General features: G+C 58.3%; 13 protein-coding genes and 1 rRNA gene. 4 read left to right on the plus strand and 10 right to left on the minus strand.

Going from position 1 to position 15,978, the window contains the following annotated elements:
- Together rrf and G1C95_RS10385 are read left to right on the plus strand one after the other, a co-directional pair.
- A 5S ribosomal RNA gene (gene rrf / locus G1C95_RS10380) occupies positions 1–100 on the plus strand; the annotation flags it as partial.
- Positions 101–204: 104 nt separating this feature from the next.
- Positions 205–456, plus strand: coding sequence for a hypothetical protein (locus G1C95_RS10385; protein WP_169172886.1), 252 nt, complete (start codon positions 205–207; stop codon positions 454–456).
- Between the two features lie 50 nt (positions 457–506).
- Here the strand turns inward: G1C95_RS10385 and G1C95_RS10390 are convergent, their stop codons facing one another.
- Both G1C95_RS10390 and G1C95_RS10395 read right to left on the minus strand, forming a co-directional pair.
- Positions 507–1,280, minus strand: a complete 774-nt coding sequence (locus tag G1C95_RS10390) for a nitroreductase family protein (protein ID WP_169172887.1) — start codon at positions 1,278–1,280, stop codon at positions 507–509.
- An 87-nt stretch (positions 1,281–1,367) separates the two neighbouring features.
- Positions 1,368–1,775, minus strand: coding sequence for a DUF4235 domain-containing protein (locus G1C95_RS10395; RefSeq protein WP_169173012.1), 408 nt, complete (start codon positions 1,773–1,775; stop codon positions 1,368–1,370).
- Positions 1,776–1,877: 102 nt separating this feature from the next.
- On the opposite strand from G1C95_RS10395, the gene G1C95_RS10400 reads away from it, so the two are divergent.
- Positions 1,878–2,591: a histidine phosphatase family protein gene (locus G1C95_RS10400; RefSeq protein WP_169172888.1), complete on the plus strand. Its 714-nt coding sequence runs from the start codon at positions 1,878–1,880 to the stop codon at positions 2,589–2,591.
- Positions 2,592–2,635: 44 nt separating this feature from the next.
- Here the strand turns inward: G1C95_RS10400 and G1C95_RS10405 are convergent, their stop codons facing one another.
- The 6 genes from G1C95_RS10405 to G1C95_RS12670 all read right to left on the minus strand — a co-directional run bounded on the left by G1C95_RS10405 (position 2,636) and on the right by G1C95_RS12670 (position 9,099).
- The gene (locus tag G1C95_RS10405; RefSeq protein ID WP_169172889.1) at positions 2,636–3,385 is read right to left on the minus strand and encodes a TraX family protein; all 750 of its coding nucleotides are present in this window, start codon (positions 3,383–3,385) and stop codon (positions 2,636–2,638) included.
- Positions 3,386–3,423: 38 nt separating this feature from the next.
- Positions 3,424–5,436 (minus strand): type I pullulanase, encoded by a 2,013-nt coding sequence (pulA, locus tag G1C95_RS10410; protein ID WP_169172890.1) that lies wholly within the window; start codon positions 5,434–5,436, stop codon positions 3,424–3,426.
- Between the two features lie 77 nt (positions 5,437–5,513).
- Positions 5,514–6,419, minus strand: a complete 906-nt coding sequence (locus G1C95_RS10415) for a sugar ABC transporter permease (protein ID WP_169172891.1) — start codon at positions 6,417–6,419, stop codon at positions 5,514–5,516.
- Positions 6,416–7,816, minus strand: a complete 1,401-nt coding sequence (locus G1C95_RS10420) for a carbohydrate ABC transporter permease (protein WP_169172892.1) — start codon at positions 7,814–7,816, stop codon at positions 6,416–6,418. The genes G1C95_RS10415 and G1C95_RS10420 overlap by 4 nt, the downstream gene beginning before the upstream one ends.
- 28 nt (positions 7,817–7,844) lie before the next feature.
- Positions 7,845–8,564, minus strand: coding sequence for an extracellular solute-binding protein (locus tag G1C95_RS10425; protein ID WP_277348213.1), 720 nt, complete (start codon positions 8,562–8,564; stop codon positions 7,845–7,847).
- Positions 8,455–9,099, minus strand: a complete 645-nt coding sequence (locus G1C95_RS12670) for an extracellular solute-binding protein (RefSeq protein WP_277348214.1) — start codon at positions 9,097–9,099, stop codon at positions 8,455–8,457. The genes G1C95_RS10425 and G1C95_RS12670 overlap by 110 nt, the downstream gene beginning before the upstream one ends.
- Positions 9,100–9,364: 265 nt before the next feature.
- Here G1C95_RS12670 and G1C95_RS10430 point away from each other — a divergent pair, with 265 nt between their 5' ends.
- Complete coding sequence (locus tag G1C95_RS10430; RefSeq protein ID WP_240947537.1) at positions 9,365–11,095, plus strand: alpha-amylase family glycosyl hydrolase; 1,731 nt, start codon at positions 9,365–9,367, stop codon at positions 11,093–11,095.
- 121 nt (positions 11,096–11,216) lie between these two features.
- Here the strand turns inward: G1C95_RS10430 and G1C95_RS10435 are convergent, their stop codons facing one another.
- Positions 11,217–12,248 (minus strand): LacI family DNA-binding transcriptional regulator, encoded by a 1,032-nt coding sequence (locus G1C95_RS10435; RefSeq protein ID WP_169172893.1) that lies wholly within the window; start codon positions 12,246–12,248, stop codon positions 11,217–11,219.
- Positions 12,249–12,385: 137 nt separating this feature from the next.
- Positions 12,386–15,910, minus strand: coding sequence for a glycoside hydrolase family 2 TIM barrel-domain containing protein (locus G1C95_RS10440; RefSeq protein WP_169172894.1), 3,525 nt, complete (start codon positions 15,908–15,910; stop codon positions 12,386–12,388).
- Positions 15,911–15,978 lie beyond the last annotated feature (68 nt).

Here is a 15,978-nt window from a genome sequence, read left to right on the forward strand (position 1 = left end):
AGGAGAGACGCCCGGTCCCATTCCGAACCCGGAAGCTAAGGCCTGGCACGGCGATGGTACTGCGCCCGACAGGGCGTGGGAGAGTAGCACGCCGCCGCACCCACACCAATGGACCCCCGGACGAGGCTTCAAGCCCCCGGGGGTCCAACCATATCCAAACACAAAACACACCAGCACAAACACACGTGAGAGGAACGCTCAGCCATGCATTACTTCACGCCAAAGCGGTGTGCGTCCTCTAACAAAATCATGTATCACGATAAAGCCCAAGCTCAGCGGGCCGCCGATCAAAGTTTGATCGAGCGTGGCGCTGAGCTATGGGTGTATCGTTGTGAATTCTGCGGCAGCTGGCATCTCACTCATCGAGATCCCAGCGCTGCCTACCGGTATGTGCCGCTGAATCAGGAATTGAAGCCACATAGCCGCAAGAAAGGCTATAAGCCTCGTCGCCGGTAGTTATCGGTAGCTATTCAGATTCAACGAGAATCCAATAGAACAGGTCATCGCTACAAACGGAACCCCTGCGCATGGGCATGCGGTAGCACCTGGTGCGCCTCATCCATCTGCTGGGCAGCGAGGTGCGCAATCTGATCACTAAACGCGTCCACAGGACGGTCAGCCTGGCGCAGATCGTAATACTGATGCACAGTGGCATCAAAATCAGCAATCTCGCTTTGCATTGCTGCTTTGGCGGCATCATCAGCAGGGTAGGTGTTATCGAAGAACTGCAAAGCACGAGGCATACGAGGCTTCACTGCCGGATCCTGATCAGGCTTGCCGATGGCAAGGCCCAGCACAGGGTAAGTGTATTGCGGCAGATGCAGGGCCTCGACCAAACCATCCACATCATTGAGCAGGGAGCCGAGAATAACGCAACCCAAGCCCAGTGAATAGGCGGCTGTTTCCATAGCGTGCAAGGCCAGTACAGCGTCGTTGTGCGCCTGTGTGAAACGGTAGCTGGAGGCCAGACCATACTCCTCCGGCTGGGTGGAAACACCCTTGGCCTCGGCAATCATGGCATTGCGATGCTCGTCGGCCACAAACACATACAGCAAAGGCGCGGTAGCGATATACGGCTGGCCGCCAATGGCAGCCATACGATCCTTCAGTGCTTGGTCCTTGATGCGGATCGCAGACCAATCATTCAGATACTGGCTGGAAGCAGCGTGCTGTGCAACGCTTTCCAACGCGTCGATGGTGTCGGCATCGATGGACTCATTCTTGAATGCGCGAATCGAGCGACGGTTCAATAGTGCTTCAATAGTTGTATTAGTAACCATGTTTGTATTGTCGCATGATTCAACCAATGAAAAAAGAGCGCTTCGCCGATGGCTCACCACTACGAAGCATGGCAAGAACTATAACGACTATCGCTTGGGCTGATGGCGTCGGTTCACCAGTGCTTGCGAACCACGGTCGGAAAGCTGTGAAACCACGGCACCAAGCGCCGCAGAAGCTGCGGCGAATGCCAATGTCATAGCGAAACCCTGCTGTGCGTCAGCAGCGAGGCCACGCCGCAGATTGCGGCGGGAGACGCCCTTGTTCCATAGCGTTTGGAACAGTTTGCCGGCAATCAGCCCAGTCAAGGAAGGCAGGGCGAATTTTAGGATTTTATCTCCCAAAGTTTCGGGATCATTGAGTCGTTGGTCGCGCAAGGCATTCACCTTTTCATCGATACGGTGCAAAGCATCCACGGCGCTGTCGGCCGCAGACGTGCCGGAGTTGACGGTGTCAGTGCGCACAGACGCATGAGCCGGCTGGTGGTCGAAAGGCATGGAGGCGTGCTCGTCAGTCATAGCTACCAGTGTAATGCTCCGTTTTCGCCAAATGATGGCGACGCGTGCGGGAATAGGGCGAATACCCAGTAGAGTGGAGGCATGAGCGATCAGAATACGGACGGCACTGTGGCCGTTGAGACAAAGCAAGGTGACGCTGGCTACTTGGTGCTGCTGCGCCATGGACAAACCGCATGGAGCGAATCCGGGCAACATACCGGGCGCACGAATATTCCTTTGACCGCTGTCGGTGAGCAGCAGGCGGTGGCCGCCGGTGAACGTTTGCGTGAGGCGTTCCCCGAAGGATTCGAAAGCGACTGCGTGTTCGCCAGTCCGTTGCGCCGCGCCCAACAGACGGCAGCCTTGGCAGGTTTTACCCACCCGAACACACTTGATGGCATCGCTGAATGGGATTATGGCCGTGCGGAGGGCCGCACCCGACAGCAAGTGAGCGAAGTCAGCGGATTCGCATGGGACGTGTGGCGCGATGGTCCTCGTGCGCTTGCCGAATCATTGGAAGGCGATTGGGAGGAAACGTTGCCCAGTGGTGAAACCGTCAGTGTGCACGCTGGCGCCGGTGAAACGCTGGAAGAGGCAGCTGCCAGGGCGAAGAACGCCATTGACGAGATTATGCCGTTGCTTGATGCCGGCCACAATGTGCTGTTGGTGGCTCATGCGCATATTCTGCGCATTCTGACCACACAGTGGCTGGATGTCGATCCGCTATTCGCCCGCAAGCTGCGCTTGGACACCGCTCATTATTGTGTGCTAAGCACCTATAAAGGCGATCACGTTATCGAACGCTGGAACGCCTGAACGAGCGTCTGCAGCGCTTAAAACAGCTACTGCACTACGGCCAACTACAGTATGGCAAATAGCAGCAATACCGCAGGGTACAAGGCATAGAACAGCCACTGTACCCACGGTGCTGCCGTGCGGTTGTACCCGAGGTTGCCATTGCGGTAATGCAGCAGCGCGACGCCGAAGGCGGGGAGGACGCAGAACAAGGCACTGCATGCGGCTGCAACCATCATCATTGTGTTCTCGCGCGCGGCCATATAGCGGAACACCAATACCAGAATCAGCAGCAGCAGCACGCCTGTATTCATAATCTGCTGCCGCAGTCCGATATGCCCCAGCACCATCCATGCCAGAGCTGCCGCGACAACAATCGCGCCTATGACCATGCGCACAGCTCGCGTACGATCGGCGAATGCATCGATCAGCGCCAACGCGATGACGGCGATGAATAGCGCAAACACCGGGTTCTGCGAGCCCCAATCCAAAGGTGTGCCCGTGGTCGCCAGATCGTAAGGTACTTCGGCAATAACAGCCAATGCCAGCAAACGCATGGCATATGCCGGTATGCTGCGTGTGTGTCGGTAGCCGTCCACCAGCAGCCAGGCATAAATGGGCACCGCTATCCAAGACATCGCTTCACAAATGACGGCGGCGGTCAGATCGGACATGCTCACGTCTTGTGCGGCAATGTTTATTCCAGCGGGGAAGATCACACCGCTAACGCAGGATAGCACCGTCAGCACAATACCGATGATTTTGAGACGGAGATTGGATAGCCCGCGTGCAGGCTGATGCGCGGTGCGATTCATGGCGATCCTTTCGGGCTGCTTTAGTTCTTGGCTATTGACTATTGACGACGCCAGATGGCGAAACTATGCGCAGGCAGCGCCATTTGACGGTTGGTCGCAGCAGCGGGACGCGTCATTTCGGCACCCGCATAGTAGGCGCACGTCCAGCCGTTGGGAGCGATTTGTGACACCTCATCGTATGGGCCGGTGACCTCCAGTGGTTCCGTGGACTGCCACAACGATTCGTCGGTGGGATTAATGGCTATGCAATCGTTGCCGACGCGGAACACCACTGCTGCATCCTGACGTGGCACCACCATGCGATGTCCACCGAAATATGCCGGATTGCTACGGCGCACACGAATCAGCGTGCGATAGTGATCCACCAGCGTGGAAAGACGCTCGGCGCGGCGCCAATCAAGTTGATTGAGCTCGGCAGGACTGCTGAATGAGTCAGAAACGCCCCTCTTGGTGCGGGCGAATTCCTCGCCGGCAAGCATGAACGGTACGCCGGCCGAGCCGAATACGATTCCGGCGGCCAGCATATTCGCGTTCAGCAGATCGGCGCAACCATCCCCTGAAGCCTCATAATCACTATCCAGAGGCATACGACGGGTCGCAGCGCACATTTTGTCCCACAGTGTCAGATCATCATGGGCGGAAACATATTGAATCACCTGACCCACGCTGGCTGTTTCGCGCGGTGTGCCACGCCAGGCGTTGACGGCGTTGCGAATATCGTTGGCATAATCGTCGGCCGCTCCGGTCAGATAGCCTGGCACCCATTGATAGAACACGTGACCGCGTACCGCGTCGCGCGTCGAATCACAGAACGCGCCGATATGCGGACTGAGCCGGCTCAGCGCGCGTTTGTCGGCCAGAATCGTGTTGCTAGCCGGGTCAAGTGCGGTTTGTCGCGCCGACCATGGTTCCCCGTGCATAAGAATCGAAGCGCCGCCGGGCAGGGCGTCCAGCGAATCACGGATCGCGTTCATCGTGTCCACGTCAATCAGACCCATGAGGTCGAAGCGAAAACCATCGATATGGTATTCGCGCGCCCAATAGGTTACCGAATCGACGATGTATTGGCGCATCATCGGGTGTTCACTGGCCACATCATTCGTGCAGGCCGAACCGTCGGCGAAGCTGCCGTCCTCGCGCCTGCGCAGCGCATAGCCGGGAATCATGCGTTCGAACCAATTGTCGGTGGAGAACATGTGGTTGTATACCACATCCATGATCACGGCGATTCCTGCGGCGTGCAAGGCCTGAATCATCTGCTTGCATTCGCGGATGCGAACCGCGCCATCGAATGGATCGGTGGAATATGAACCTTCGGGCACATTGTAGTTGAGCGGATCATAGCCCCAGTTGAAAGTGCGATTGGGGGAGCCAAGCGGCACGGATTCATCCACTGAACCATAGTCGTAGAACGGCAGCAGCTGCACGGCGGTGACGCCCAGATGCTTGAGGTAGGCCATGCAGGTGGGGAAGGTGCCTTTGCTATCCACACTGGTGTCATTGTGGGTGAATGCGAGGTAGGTGCCGCGATGTTCGGCGGGGATGCCGGAATGTGGGTCGTTGCTGAAATCGCCGATATGGGTTTCCCATATTGCCAGTTCATGGCTGGCGATATGCGGGCGGTGATCCTGCGACCAACCCTGCGGATTGGTGAGCGCCAGATCCACCACCATGGATCGGCGGCCGTTGACGCCGGCGGCGCGCGCCCACGGATCAGCTGTGCGATGCGTGCTGCCATCGGCAAAACGAACCAAGTAGTCGTAGTAGACGCCGTGTCCGATGCCGTCGCAGCGCACCAGCCATGTGCCCTGGGCGCCAGGCGTGAGTTCATGGCATTCCTGTGCCTCAGTGCACTCATCGGCACTGCCGGTGGCGAACAGGCGCAAGGTCACGCCGGCGGCAGTGGGTGCCCACACGCGGAACGTGGTGCCTTTATCGTCCGGGAATGCGCCGAGATCATCGTCGGTGTACACCGGATAGTCGGGACATGCGCAGGCGCGTTCGGCCGGGGTCTGCTCGGCGAGGGAGAGCGCGTGGATTTGGTCGGACACGGTTGTTCCTTTCACGTGTGGGGCGGGTGTTTGGCGGTGCCTATGGGAGAGCCTGTTAGGCTCTCCCAGTCGGGCTGTTAGCCCTTGACAGCACCGGACATTGACTCCTGATAGTACTTTTGCATGACTATGAAGAGGATGGCGATGGGGATGGAGATGATTACGGCGGCAGCGGCGAAGCGGGCGAACCAGACGTTGAGGTATTCGCGCGACAGCATCTGATACAGTCCCAACGCCACCGTGTAATTATCCTGCGTGCGGCAGATGGCCTTGGCCATCACGAAGTCGAGCCACGGGCCTAGGAACGCGGTCAGCGCCTGATAGACCAGCATCGGCTTACACACCGGAATCGTGATCTTGGTGAACACCTGCCAGCGGGTGCAGCCATCAAGATATGCAGCCTCATCCAGCGACATCGGGATGGTGTCCATATAACCCTTCATCACATAGAAGCCTGCGCCCGCGCCGGCCGAATAGACCAGAATCAGCGCGATGGTGACGCCAATGCCCTGCGTCAGGCCCATGGCCTTGAGGATGAAGTAGATCGCAACCACCGACATAATGCCGGGGAACATGCCCATAACCAGCACCACGTTCATGAAGCTCTTGCGGAAGCGGAAACGCAGACGGCTCATGCAGAACGCCACGCACAGCACGAAGAACACGTTGATCGCGCACACGATCATGGCGATGACCAGCGTGCGCATGAACATCGCGGGGAAGTCGAGCACATGCTTGTCGGTGAACAGCTGCACGTAGTTGTCGAGTGTGTATTCCGTCGGGAAGAACGTCTCGTTGTACGGGCCGGTGTTCTTGTTGAAGCTCTCCAGCACCACCCAGACAATCGGAATCACCCAGATGACGGCGAGAACAGCCAACAGCAGGTGGGAGAGGATATCGCCGACGATACGGCGCTTGCGCTGGTCGCGCATAAACGGGATTGTGCCGGAATCCACAGATGCGGCTTGCATGGTATGGCTCATCGGAAGCCTCCTTCGTCCTTGTAGGATGCGCTGGAACGATAGGTGATCAGCGAGACGATCGCCAGGGTGATGAACGTGAAGATACCGATGACGGCGCCGAGGTTGTAATCACCCTTATCGACGGTGAGTTTGTACAGCCAGGTGATCAACAGGTCCGTTTTGCCGGCGGTGGCGCCCACAGGCGTCGGATTGCCGCCGGACAGCAGGTAGATCACGTTGAAGTTGTTCACATTGCCGGTGAACGTGGTGATGAGGTATGGGGTGAGCACAAACACCAGATACGGCATGGTGATTCTGGTGAAGGTCTGCCACCAGTTTGCACCGTCGATGCGTGCAGCCTCGTACTGTTCGGCTGGGATGTTCTGCAGGATGCCGGTGATCTGCATAATCGTGAACGGGATGCCGATCCACAGGTTCACGATAATGACGGTCACGCGAGCCCATGTGGCGTCGGTGAAGAACGGCAACGCCTGGTCGATCCAACCCCAGCTCATCAGCAGACGGTTGATGGCACCCTCCGGCTGCAGCATCTGGTTGATGATCAGCAGGGAGACGAACTGCGGCACCGCGATCGACAGCGAGAAGATCGCGCGCCAGAATCCCTTGAAACGGGTGGTGGCGCGGTTGATGATCATCGCAAGGAACAGGCCGAAGAAGAAGTTCAGGAAGGTGGCGAAGAACGCCCACACCAAGGTCCAGACCAGCACTTCGACGAACAGACTGGCGTTGACCGCGCCGTCGGCGCTGAACAATTGGCCGAAGTTCGTGAAGCCCACCCAGTCGAACAGCAGCACATGGTCGGCATCATAGTTGGTGAATGCCATGCACATCATGAAGACGGTCGGCAGAATCGAGAAGATGAGAATGCCGAGCACAGGCAATGCCATCAGCGAGACCTGGGCCTGGCGGTCGGTGATGTTGTGCCAGTCCTGCGCGAGGGTTGGTGCAGTGCCGGTTTCTGCGGCGAGCAATTGCGCCTTGTAGGCGGAACGCACCGCATATGCCCAGAATACGACGAACAGCAGGGTGATGAATATCGTGGCCACGCCGTAGAGCAGTATGATCACCGAATTGTCGCCGGGAATGTAATGCCAGTATCCGTCGATTTTCTCCACGGTCTGCTTGCGCCAGCCCAGTGAGGGGATCATCGCGAGATTGGCCGCGCCCGACGTGACCATAAAGGCGATGTATGCGATTTCGACGGCGAGGAACAGTAATCCCTTGATGATCTGCTTGCGGGCGATGTTGCCTGCGCCCAGAATAAGGAACGACAGACGGGTCATGGCGTCGCCGTTGGCGAGAGCCGCGCGCAAGGTGTATCGCGACGGCGGAATGTAGTCCGCCTTGCGGCGGATGAGGCCGCGCCGATTGAGGCGCGCGCTGGTTGTTGCTTCCATAATGGGAACTCTTTCTGCTGTAGGCTGCCTACATCAGGCTGGCGTAGGACGCCATCCACTTGTCGGTCAGCTCGCGCGCGTTATTGTGATTGACCTCGTTGCCGAGGATGGATTTGCCGAAGTTTTCGCACGGTCCCCAGAAGTTCGCCATCTCGGGGATGGACGGTTGCACCACGGAGGTGCGTGCGATGGTGTCAAGCTGTGCCTTGGCCACCGGATTGTTGGCGATTTCCGGCTCGGAGGCGAGCGTCATATCGGACGGCACGGTTCCACGCATCTCATAATGCGCCTTTTGCGATTCGGTGCTGGCGAGGAATGCGGCCAGCTGATCGGCTGCCTTGGCATGCTTGGTGTACGGATTCCAAGCGACCACGGTGGAGCCTGCGAAGGACTTCATCGGTGCGGGTGTGCCATTCAGGTTGAAGGTCGGCAGGGCTGCCACGCCATAATCGCCGTTGAGATTCTCCTTGACCGTCGGTTCATCCCATGAGCCGGAGAACACCACATCCACCGCGCCGGACTTGAGTCCGGCCAGGCCGGAGCCGTTGGTGTCGTTGACGAAGTTCGGATTGTTGCGCAGATCCACCAGATAATCGGTTACGGCTTCGCCGATATCGCCGCCGAACTGCACGCCAGCGTCACCATCGGTGCCGTCTTCGCCGAACAATGTGCCGCCCGCGCCCATATAGAAGGCCGGCAGGTACCAGGAATTCGTCAGGGGGAACGAAACCTTGCCTTTGGCGAGCATTGCATCCAGCGAAGTGATGTCCTGCTCGGTGAACTTGCTTTTTGCGGTAGTACATGAACCATGTGTTGCCGCCGAACGGTGCGCCGTACAGGTATCCGTCGTCGCCGGTGACCGATTGGATCATGGACTCACTGCCCTTATACTGCGCCTTGATCTGCTTGACTGCGTCGTCGCTCATGCGAGCGATGGCATTCGCCTCCTTGAGTGTGCCCAGCTGGTCGCTGGCGTACATGAACACATCGGCTGCCACGGTCGGATCCTGCTTGGCAATGGTGGCCGCATCGGCTGAGGAGATGACCTGATTATTCCACGTGATGTCGTATTCAGGATGGAGTTTGGCGAACTCCTGCTCCATGGTTTGCAGCCATGAATCCTCGTTGAGCTGATCCTCCTGCGAGGCCCATACCACGAGGGTCATCTTGCCCTCGTCGCCGGCCGTCGCATCGTTGCCAGTGCCGCATGCGGACAGTCCGCAAGCCAGTAAGGCACACGTGGTGACGGCTGCGAGGATGGATTTCCATCGTGCAATCATCATTGATTTCCTTTCTTCCGCACCGGTTCGTCGTCTGCGACTGCGCGTGATGACTGCCGCGCGCAAAACCGGATTGATGGACATAGTGTATCGCTATTTTGCGAACGTATGCAAATCAGCATTGAAGGTGTGTTGAGTATTGAAAATACTGGGATTTAGACTGTTTTGACCATGAACTTGATTCATTATTTTTGACAGCGTTCGCAAAAAGTATTGGTGTGAGTATACTGGTAGTGCCTACAGTGATGTTCGAGAAACCGAGGATGATATGGACCATACAAATGGGGCGATGAGGCCTGTTGCGGCCGGTGCTGACAGCGGTACTGGCTGTGCCGGTGGTGCTGGCCGAGACTGTGATGCGGGAAGCTGCGACGCGTTCGGGCGTCCGCAATGGCTAGATGATGCGCGGTTCTACGAAATCTATCCGCAAAGCTTCGCCGATTCCAACGGCGACGGCATCGGCGACATTCCCGGCATCATCGCACATCTTGATTACGTTCGCAGCCTTGGCTGCAACGCCCTGTGGATCAACCCCTGTTATGATTCTCCGTTCAAGGACGCCGGTTACGATGTGCGCGACTACAAGAAGGTCGCGCCTCGATATGGCACCAACGAGGATCTTGTTGACCTGTTCCGCGCAGCGCATGAGCGCGGCATGCATGTGCTGCTCGATCTTGTGCCCGGTCATACCAGCGAAGAGCATGAGTGGTTCCGTGCCAGCTGCCAGGCGGAGCCAGCTGAACGGTTTGCCGGCGGCGAGAACGTATCCGAGCGCTACATCTGGACGGATTGTTGGATTTCCGGCGGCGACGGATTGCCCTTCATCGGTGGCGAAGCCGAGCGCGATGGCACCTATGTGCTGAATTTCTTCAAATGCCAGCCGGCGCTGAACTATGGTTTTGCACATCCCAATACAGCATGGCAGAAGCCTGCGCTTGGCCCTGATGCGCTCGCCACCTGTGAGGCACTGCTGGATGTAATGCGATTTTGGCTTGAAGCTGGCGCGGATGGGTTCCGTGTGGATATGGCCGATAGTCTGGTCAAACATGACGAGGATGGCAAGCCCTACACCATCCGTACATGGCAGTGGATATTCGCCCATATCAGGCCGCAATTCCCGCAAGCCGTATTCGTGTCTGAATGGGGACGTCCGGCTGAATCCATGGCTGCCGGTTTCGACATGGACTTTTATCTGGACTGGCGTTGGGGCGGTTATCCGAACGGATACAACCTGCTGCTGCGCAATACCGACACCCCACTGGAGCGTGAGGGCGACGCCAGCTATTTCCATGCCGACGGCGGCGCGTCGATTCGACCGTTCTTGGATGAATACCTGCCGCGCTTGGCCGAAGCGGAACATGCCGGCGGCTGTTTCGACCTCATCACCTGCAATCATGACACACTGCGCACGGCGCAACGGCTGACATCACGCGAACTCAAACTCGCCTACGCGACGTTATTCACGCTGCCGGGAGCGCCATTCCTGTATTACGGCGACGAAATCGGCATGCGATACCGGCCGTTGCCCACCAAGGAAGGCGGATATGTGCGCACGGGTTCGCGCACGCCAATGCAATGGGATAGAACCGCCAATCTGGGCTTCTCTTCAGCAGCGGCGCAAGAGCTGTATCTGCCTGTTGACCCGGCCGAAGATGCGCCGACCGTCGCCGAGCAGAGCGCGGATCCTACCTCGCTGCTCAACTGGGTGCGCACTGTGCTGAATGTGCGAGCTGGATGCTCCGCATTGCGTGCGCGTGCTGCGCTGCATGTGATCGCGGCACCCGAACATGGGCGGCTGTTTGCCTTCGAACGTGTTGATGCAGCATCCGGCGAACGGGTGCTGGTGGCGGTCAATCCTGGAGTTGGCGAGGAAGATTTCGCTTTGCCTGGCAGCTGCGGGGTGATTGGTGATGTGCTGGTGTCGCTTGGCGAATATCATGTGGCTTCCGGCGCAGTGACCATGGGTGCCCAGAGCGTTGCGATATGGCAGTTGCGGTAAGCCATATCGGTAGCTGGAATCTAATCGGCTAGGGATTCTGATTCTGATGCGGCCAAGGTCCACGGATGGTTAGGGCTTTGGCCGCAGGGGTCTTGAGCTGTCTTGAGCTGTCCTGAGCCGTCTAGGATTGCGGGACGAAAGGCGCATCGGTGCCACGCAGCGTGAGCTGCGGGCGCAGCACCGTGTGCGCCTCGTCCAACGGTTCGCCATCAATCAGCTTCAGGGCCTTGCGCGCGGCCGCCGCACCCATGGCCCAAGGATCCTGGCGCATGGTGGTCAGGTTGGCGGTGTCGGCATAGTGGCTATCATCGAAGCCAATAATCGAATAATCGCGCGGGGTGATGTGTCCATAGCGCTGCAACTTCATCACCAGCGGAATGGCAATCATATCCATCTGACAGCAGATGGCGTCCGGGAATTCCGGCAGCGACAGTAAGGCGGCCAACGCGGAATCGGCGATATCACTGCCGCGAGGAACCGTCAGCACCTGCCATTGAATATCGCGGCCTGCCCGCTGGGCATCCTCGCAGGCGTTGATGAAACCACGTCCGCGGGCGTCGATGCTGGCATCAATGGTGTCGCTGGCCGCCGAGCATGCGTAGACGATATGGCGGTGCCCCAAGGCAATCAGATGTTGGGCAGCGGTGCGCATGCCGGCTTCGTCGTCGATGCTCACCGATGCGTCGAAGCTATCCGTTTTGGGGATATTGATGCCGATAATCGGCACGTTGATGCGCTTGAGCTGTGCGGCCTCCTCGGGGTCAACGGCAAAGGACGCTACGAATACGGCGTCGACATTGCGTCGCACCGGCAGGGTGGTGAAGAAATCGCGTCTTGTGGAGGCTGTGTCGATGTGCTGATACAGGGAGATGTCGTAGCCGGCATCGTGCAGCACGGATTCCAATCCGGCGAATACATGTGCGTTGAACCAACTGGTGATTTCCTCGTTCATCAGCAGCGCCACGCGGTTCGTGCGGCCGGTTTTCAGGGTGCCTGCCGAACGTGAGATGTTGAAGTTGAGTTTATCGGCGGCTTGCAGCACCTTGTCGCGGGTGGATTTCTTGACCAGATCAGGGCGAGTGAACGCGCGCGATACCGTGGAAATGGATACGCCGGCCGCCTTGGCCACATCATGGATGTCACTGGTGTTCATGGCGGTCGCCTCCTTGCATGCATACGTTCGCATTCCTAGTGTACCCACAGTCATGCCATCGGCTGCGCTTATCAGCTCATGGCATGACTGTGGGGCTTGCTGTTGGATGTTTGATTGCTTGCCGCACCGTTGGCCGACTATTGTGCCTCAGGCGCGAAAGTTAGACGCAGCGCAAACCGTTCGTCATCCAGCCGATACTGTTCGCCAAGCTCCGGTCCGCAACTGTTCGAGCCGATGCCGGACTGAAGACCCACGAACACCGTAGTGGCGTGGGAGTCGGCAAGCTCGGCATTATGCTGCGCCTTCGTCAGCTCGGCCGCCGAATACGGCAGAGCCTGGAAATCGAAGGTAACCAGCGACGGTGTCATATCGGCTGTATCGGCCGCGTTGGCTGTGTTGGTTGCATTGGTGGTATCGCGCTCGCCGGCATAGATGTGCAAGGCAATTTCGTCGCCGACGATGTTGGCCCAATCGCAATCATGGTGGTTGCCGTTCTCCTGTGGCTTGATATACGGCTCAAACTCGGCGTTCACCGTGCTCTCGAACACGCCATGCCACGAGGCACGGCGTTTGTCGGGATAACTTTCCAGCGGGCCGAGACCGCAGTATTGCACTCGGTTCATGGTTTCGGGCAGCGTGAGCTCGATACCGAGGCGCGGCAGGAACGGGAAGCTTGGATCGCGTGTGACGTCCATGTTCAGCTCCACGGCACCGGAGGGGTGAATGGTCCACAACGTGTCGATCCGGGCGATTGGCTGAACGACGGGGGCGACCAGCGCCATCGTGGCATGGATAGTGACGGCGCCATCCATATTGTCATTATCGACAGCAGCACTGTCCTGCACGGTGACGTCGTAGGCGCGAGCGGTGGCGTGATCGTAGCGAGCGGCGAGCCAACTATGCTTGATGTTCCGGTCGTTATCGGTGGGTGCTCGCCAAACGGTGACCTGCATCGGCCGGCTGAGCAGGCTGCGATTGTTCAGCGTCATCTCGGCAAACAATCCGGTGCGCTGATCCAAAGCGTAACGGAACAGTGCGTTTTCGACGAGCAGCATCGGCCCCTGCTCGCGCACATGAATGGCGAACGGCGAATCGGCGAATTGCTTTTCCATGGTCGGCACTCGCAGCGACTCCTGCCGGGCCACAGCGGTGCGATTGCGGTCGTCGCCCGTATCAATCGGAATCTCATCGAAGCCAAGCTCGAACAGTTCGGGCAACAACTCGCTGCCATCCACAGGGTTGACGACGGCCTGCGGCGTCAGATAACGCACCACCAGCGCGACGCGACCATGCAGATCCTCGGGCAGATCCAGACCGGGCAGCAGCACCGTGGCCTCGCCGTGCGGTGCGATGGCATTCAGCTGTTCCTGATCGGACTCGTCGAACAAATAGTACGAAACAAGCTCGCCGTCGACATACAGCTCCCACATCAATGTCGCCACTTGGCCCAATGCGGAGACATCGAGATAGTTATGCAAGGTGACGGCAAACCCCTGCTCTTCGGTTTGTTCAGCCAATTGTTCAGCCGAAGCGAACACGACGCGCTGCACGCCGCCGACCACGCGTGCCGGACGATACACGTTCTTGAACTCGGCAAGTCCGGTATGCGGCGTGCGATCGGGGTACACCAAACCGTCCATGCAGAAATTGCCATCGTGCGGATATTCGCCGGAATCGCCGCCATAGGCGTATTCGTGCCGGCCGGCCGCATTGGTGCCGCGATCGATGGCATGATCGCACCATTCCCAGATATAGCCGCCGACCAGGCTGGGATGGCGTTGGATCGCCTCGAAATAATCCTCCAAATCGCCCGGGCCATTGCCCATGGCATGGCAGAACTCGCACAACACATACGGTTTGATGCCGTTGTCGCCATTATCACCGGTGTGATAGGGATTGCCCAGCGGATCATGATCGGAGAAGTAATCCTCAATCTCCTGCAACGTCGGATACATGCGTGAATACACATCGAGATTGGAGAAATCATAGGATGCGCGCACGGCGTTGTAGAACGCCTCGCCATCTGCAGGCGCAAGTGCTGCGATAGCGGGATCGGCCGCTTGGCGGATGCGACGCTCGGAAGCATGCACCGAGGATTCGTAATGGGTTAGACGGCTCGGATCGAACTGCTTAGTCCACCTAAGCGCCTCCTCGAACGTGCAGCCGTAGGAACATTCGTTGCCCATGGACCACATCAGGATGCTGGCATGGTTCTTGTCGCGCTCCACCGAGCGCTGCGTGCGATCCACAGTGGCCTCAATCCAGTCGGGATTGTCGGCAATGCGATCGTTCCACTGCTCCTTCGCCAGATTGGCTTCGGACCTGTCGCCATAGAACGCATCGCAGCCGTGGCTTTCGTTATCAGCCTCGGCAATGACGTAGAAGCCCATCAGATCGTACAAGTCATAGAAATGTGGGGCGTTCGGATAGTGGCTGGTGCGGATGCCATTGACGTTATGCTGCTTCATCAACGTCAGATCGGCCATAATCTGCGCCTGGCTGATCACCGGACCGGTTACCGGATCGGAATCATGCCGGTTGACGCCATGGATGGTGAAGGTGTGACGGTTCAGCTCGATCACCTCACGTGTGTGGCCATACGCGTCAGTGGTGGCGACCTTGCGGATCTCACGCACTCCGATCAGCTGAATAATGGATTCGTGCGCGGTCTGAAGCACCAGCGTATACAGATACGGCGTTTCCGGAGTCCACAGTTGCGGGGCGTCGATATGCAGCGACAGCGTGCCGTCCCATATGGGGAAGGTGGTGTCAGCGTCAGCGGCATTGCCGCCGAAGAGGGCGACGTCGGCGGGAGTGATGGCAGTGGAGTCCACAGCGTTGCCCGCGGCATCGAACAGGGTGGCCGTGACTTCGGTCGCCTTATGGTCGAAGAAGGCAAGGTCAAGCGCGACGTCGGCGCTCGCCGCCGCATCATCCTCCCAGTGCAGCGTTGTATGCACAAAGAAATCACGAATCGCATGTTCCGGGCGGGCCACAAGATACACGTCGCGGAAGATGCCGGACATACGGAACTTGTCCTGATCCTCCAAATAGCTGCCATCGCACCATTTGAGCACGAGTACGGCGAGCGTGTTCTCGCCCTCCTCCAACAGATCGGTGACTTCAAACTCGGTAGTGGTGTGGGAAACCTGCGAATAGCCGACGAACTGGCCGTTCAGCCAGACGTACAGGCAGGAATCGACGCCTTCGAAATTCAAGAACGTGCGCGGAGCTTCGGGGTCGGGCTCGTATTCGAAGTCGGTGAGATACACGGCACAGGGATTATCCTGCGGCACATGCGGCGGGTCAAGTGGGAACGGATAGTTGACGTTCGTGTACTGATGGCCGTCCACCCCGTAGTTTTGCCACACGCCAGGCACTTGGACTTGGGTGAAGCCGGCGGAGGGGCTGGCGTTGAAGCCCTGTTCGAAGAATGTGGGATCGTGGGCGGCCTGAGCACGCGTTACTTCAGCGTCCAGGTCCCAGATGGAGGGGTAATAGCGGAAATCCCATTCGCCATTGAGCAGGTGGAATCGATCGGAATCGGTTCGATGCTCGCCGATCGTTTCGGTCGGCTGGCTGGCCGGCACATAATAGGCGCGGTTGGGTTCGGTGCCGACATGCAGCGTGCCCAAATCCTCGTAATACTTCGGGATAAACATCAGTGTCGCTCCTTGGGTTGCAGAAAAGGGCCCGGCGGTCGGGCTCATTCAAGTTATGTTCCTTCACT

The organism is Bifidobacterium oedipodis (genome assembly GCF_012932425.1).
GTDB lineage: Bacteria > Actinomycetota > Actinomycetes > Actinomycetales > Bifidobacteriaceae > Bifidobacterium > Bifidobacterium oedipodis.

What these genes read in the sequence shown, in the direction of transcription:
- G1C95_RS10385 (WP_169172886.1), top strand. Translation starts at nt 205, where the DNA reads ATGCATTACTTCACGCCAAAGCGGTGTGCGTCCTCTAACAAAATCATG.
- G1C95_RS10390 (WP_169172887.1), bottom strand. Translation starts at nt 1,280, where the DNA reads ATGGTTACTAATACAACTATTGAAGCACTATTGAACCGTCGCTCGATT.
- G1C95_RS10395 (WP_169173012.1), bottom strand. Translation starts at nt 1,775, where the DNA reads ATGCCTTTCGACCACCAGCCGGCTCATGCGTCTGTGCGCACTGACACC.
- G1C95_RS10400 (WP_169172888.1), top strand. Translation starts at nt 1,878, where the DNA reads ATGAGCGATCAGAATACGGACGGCACTGTGGCCGTTGAGACAAAGCAA.
- G1C95_RS10405 (WP_169172889.1), bottom strand. Translation starts at nt 3,385, where the DNA reads ATGAATCGCACCGCGCATCAGCCTGCACGCGGGCTATCCAATCTCCGT.
- G1C95_RS10415 (WP_169172891.1), bottom strand. Translation starts at nt 6,419, where the DNA reads ATGAGCCATACCATGCAAGCCGCATCTGTGGATTCCGGCACAATCCCG.
- G1C95_RS10420 (WP_169172892.1), bottom strand. Translation starts at nt 7,816, where the DNA reads ATGGAAGCAACAACCAGCGCGCGCCTCAATCGGCGCGGCCTCATCCGC.
- G1C95_RS10425 (WP_277348213.1), bottom strand. Translation starts at nt 8,564, where the DNA reads ATGCTCGCCAAAGGCAAGGTTTCGTTCCCCCTGACGAATTCCTGGTAC.
- G1C95_RS12670 (WP_277348214.1), bottom strand. Translation starts at nt 9,099, where the DNA reads ATGATGATTGCACGATGGAAATCCATCCTCGCAGCCGTCACCACGTGT.
- G1C95_RS10430 (WP_240947537.1), top strand. Translation starts at nt 9,365, where the DNA reads ATGGACCATACAAATGGGGCGATGAGGCCTGTTGCGGCCGGTGCTGAC.
- G1C95_RS10435 (WP_169172893.1), bottom strand. Translation starts at nt 12,248, where the DNA reads ATGAACACCAGTGACATCCATGATGTGGCCAAGGCGGCCGGCGTATCC.
- G1C95_RS10440 (WP_169172894.1), bottom strand. Translation starts at nt 15,910, where the DNA reads ATGTTTATCCCGAAGTATTACGAGGATTTGGGCACGCTGCATGTCGGC.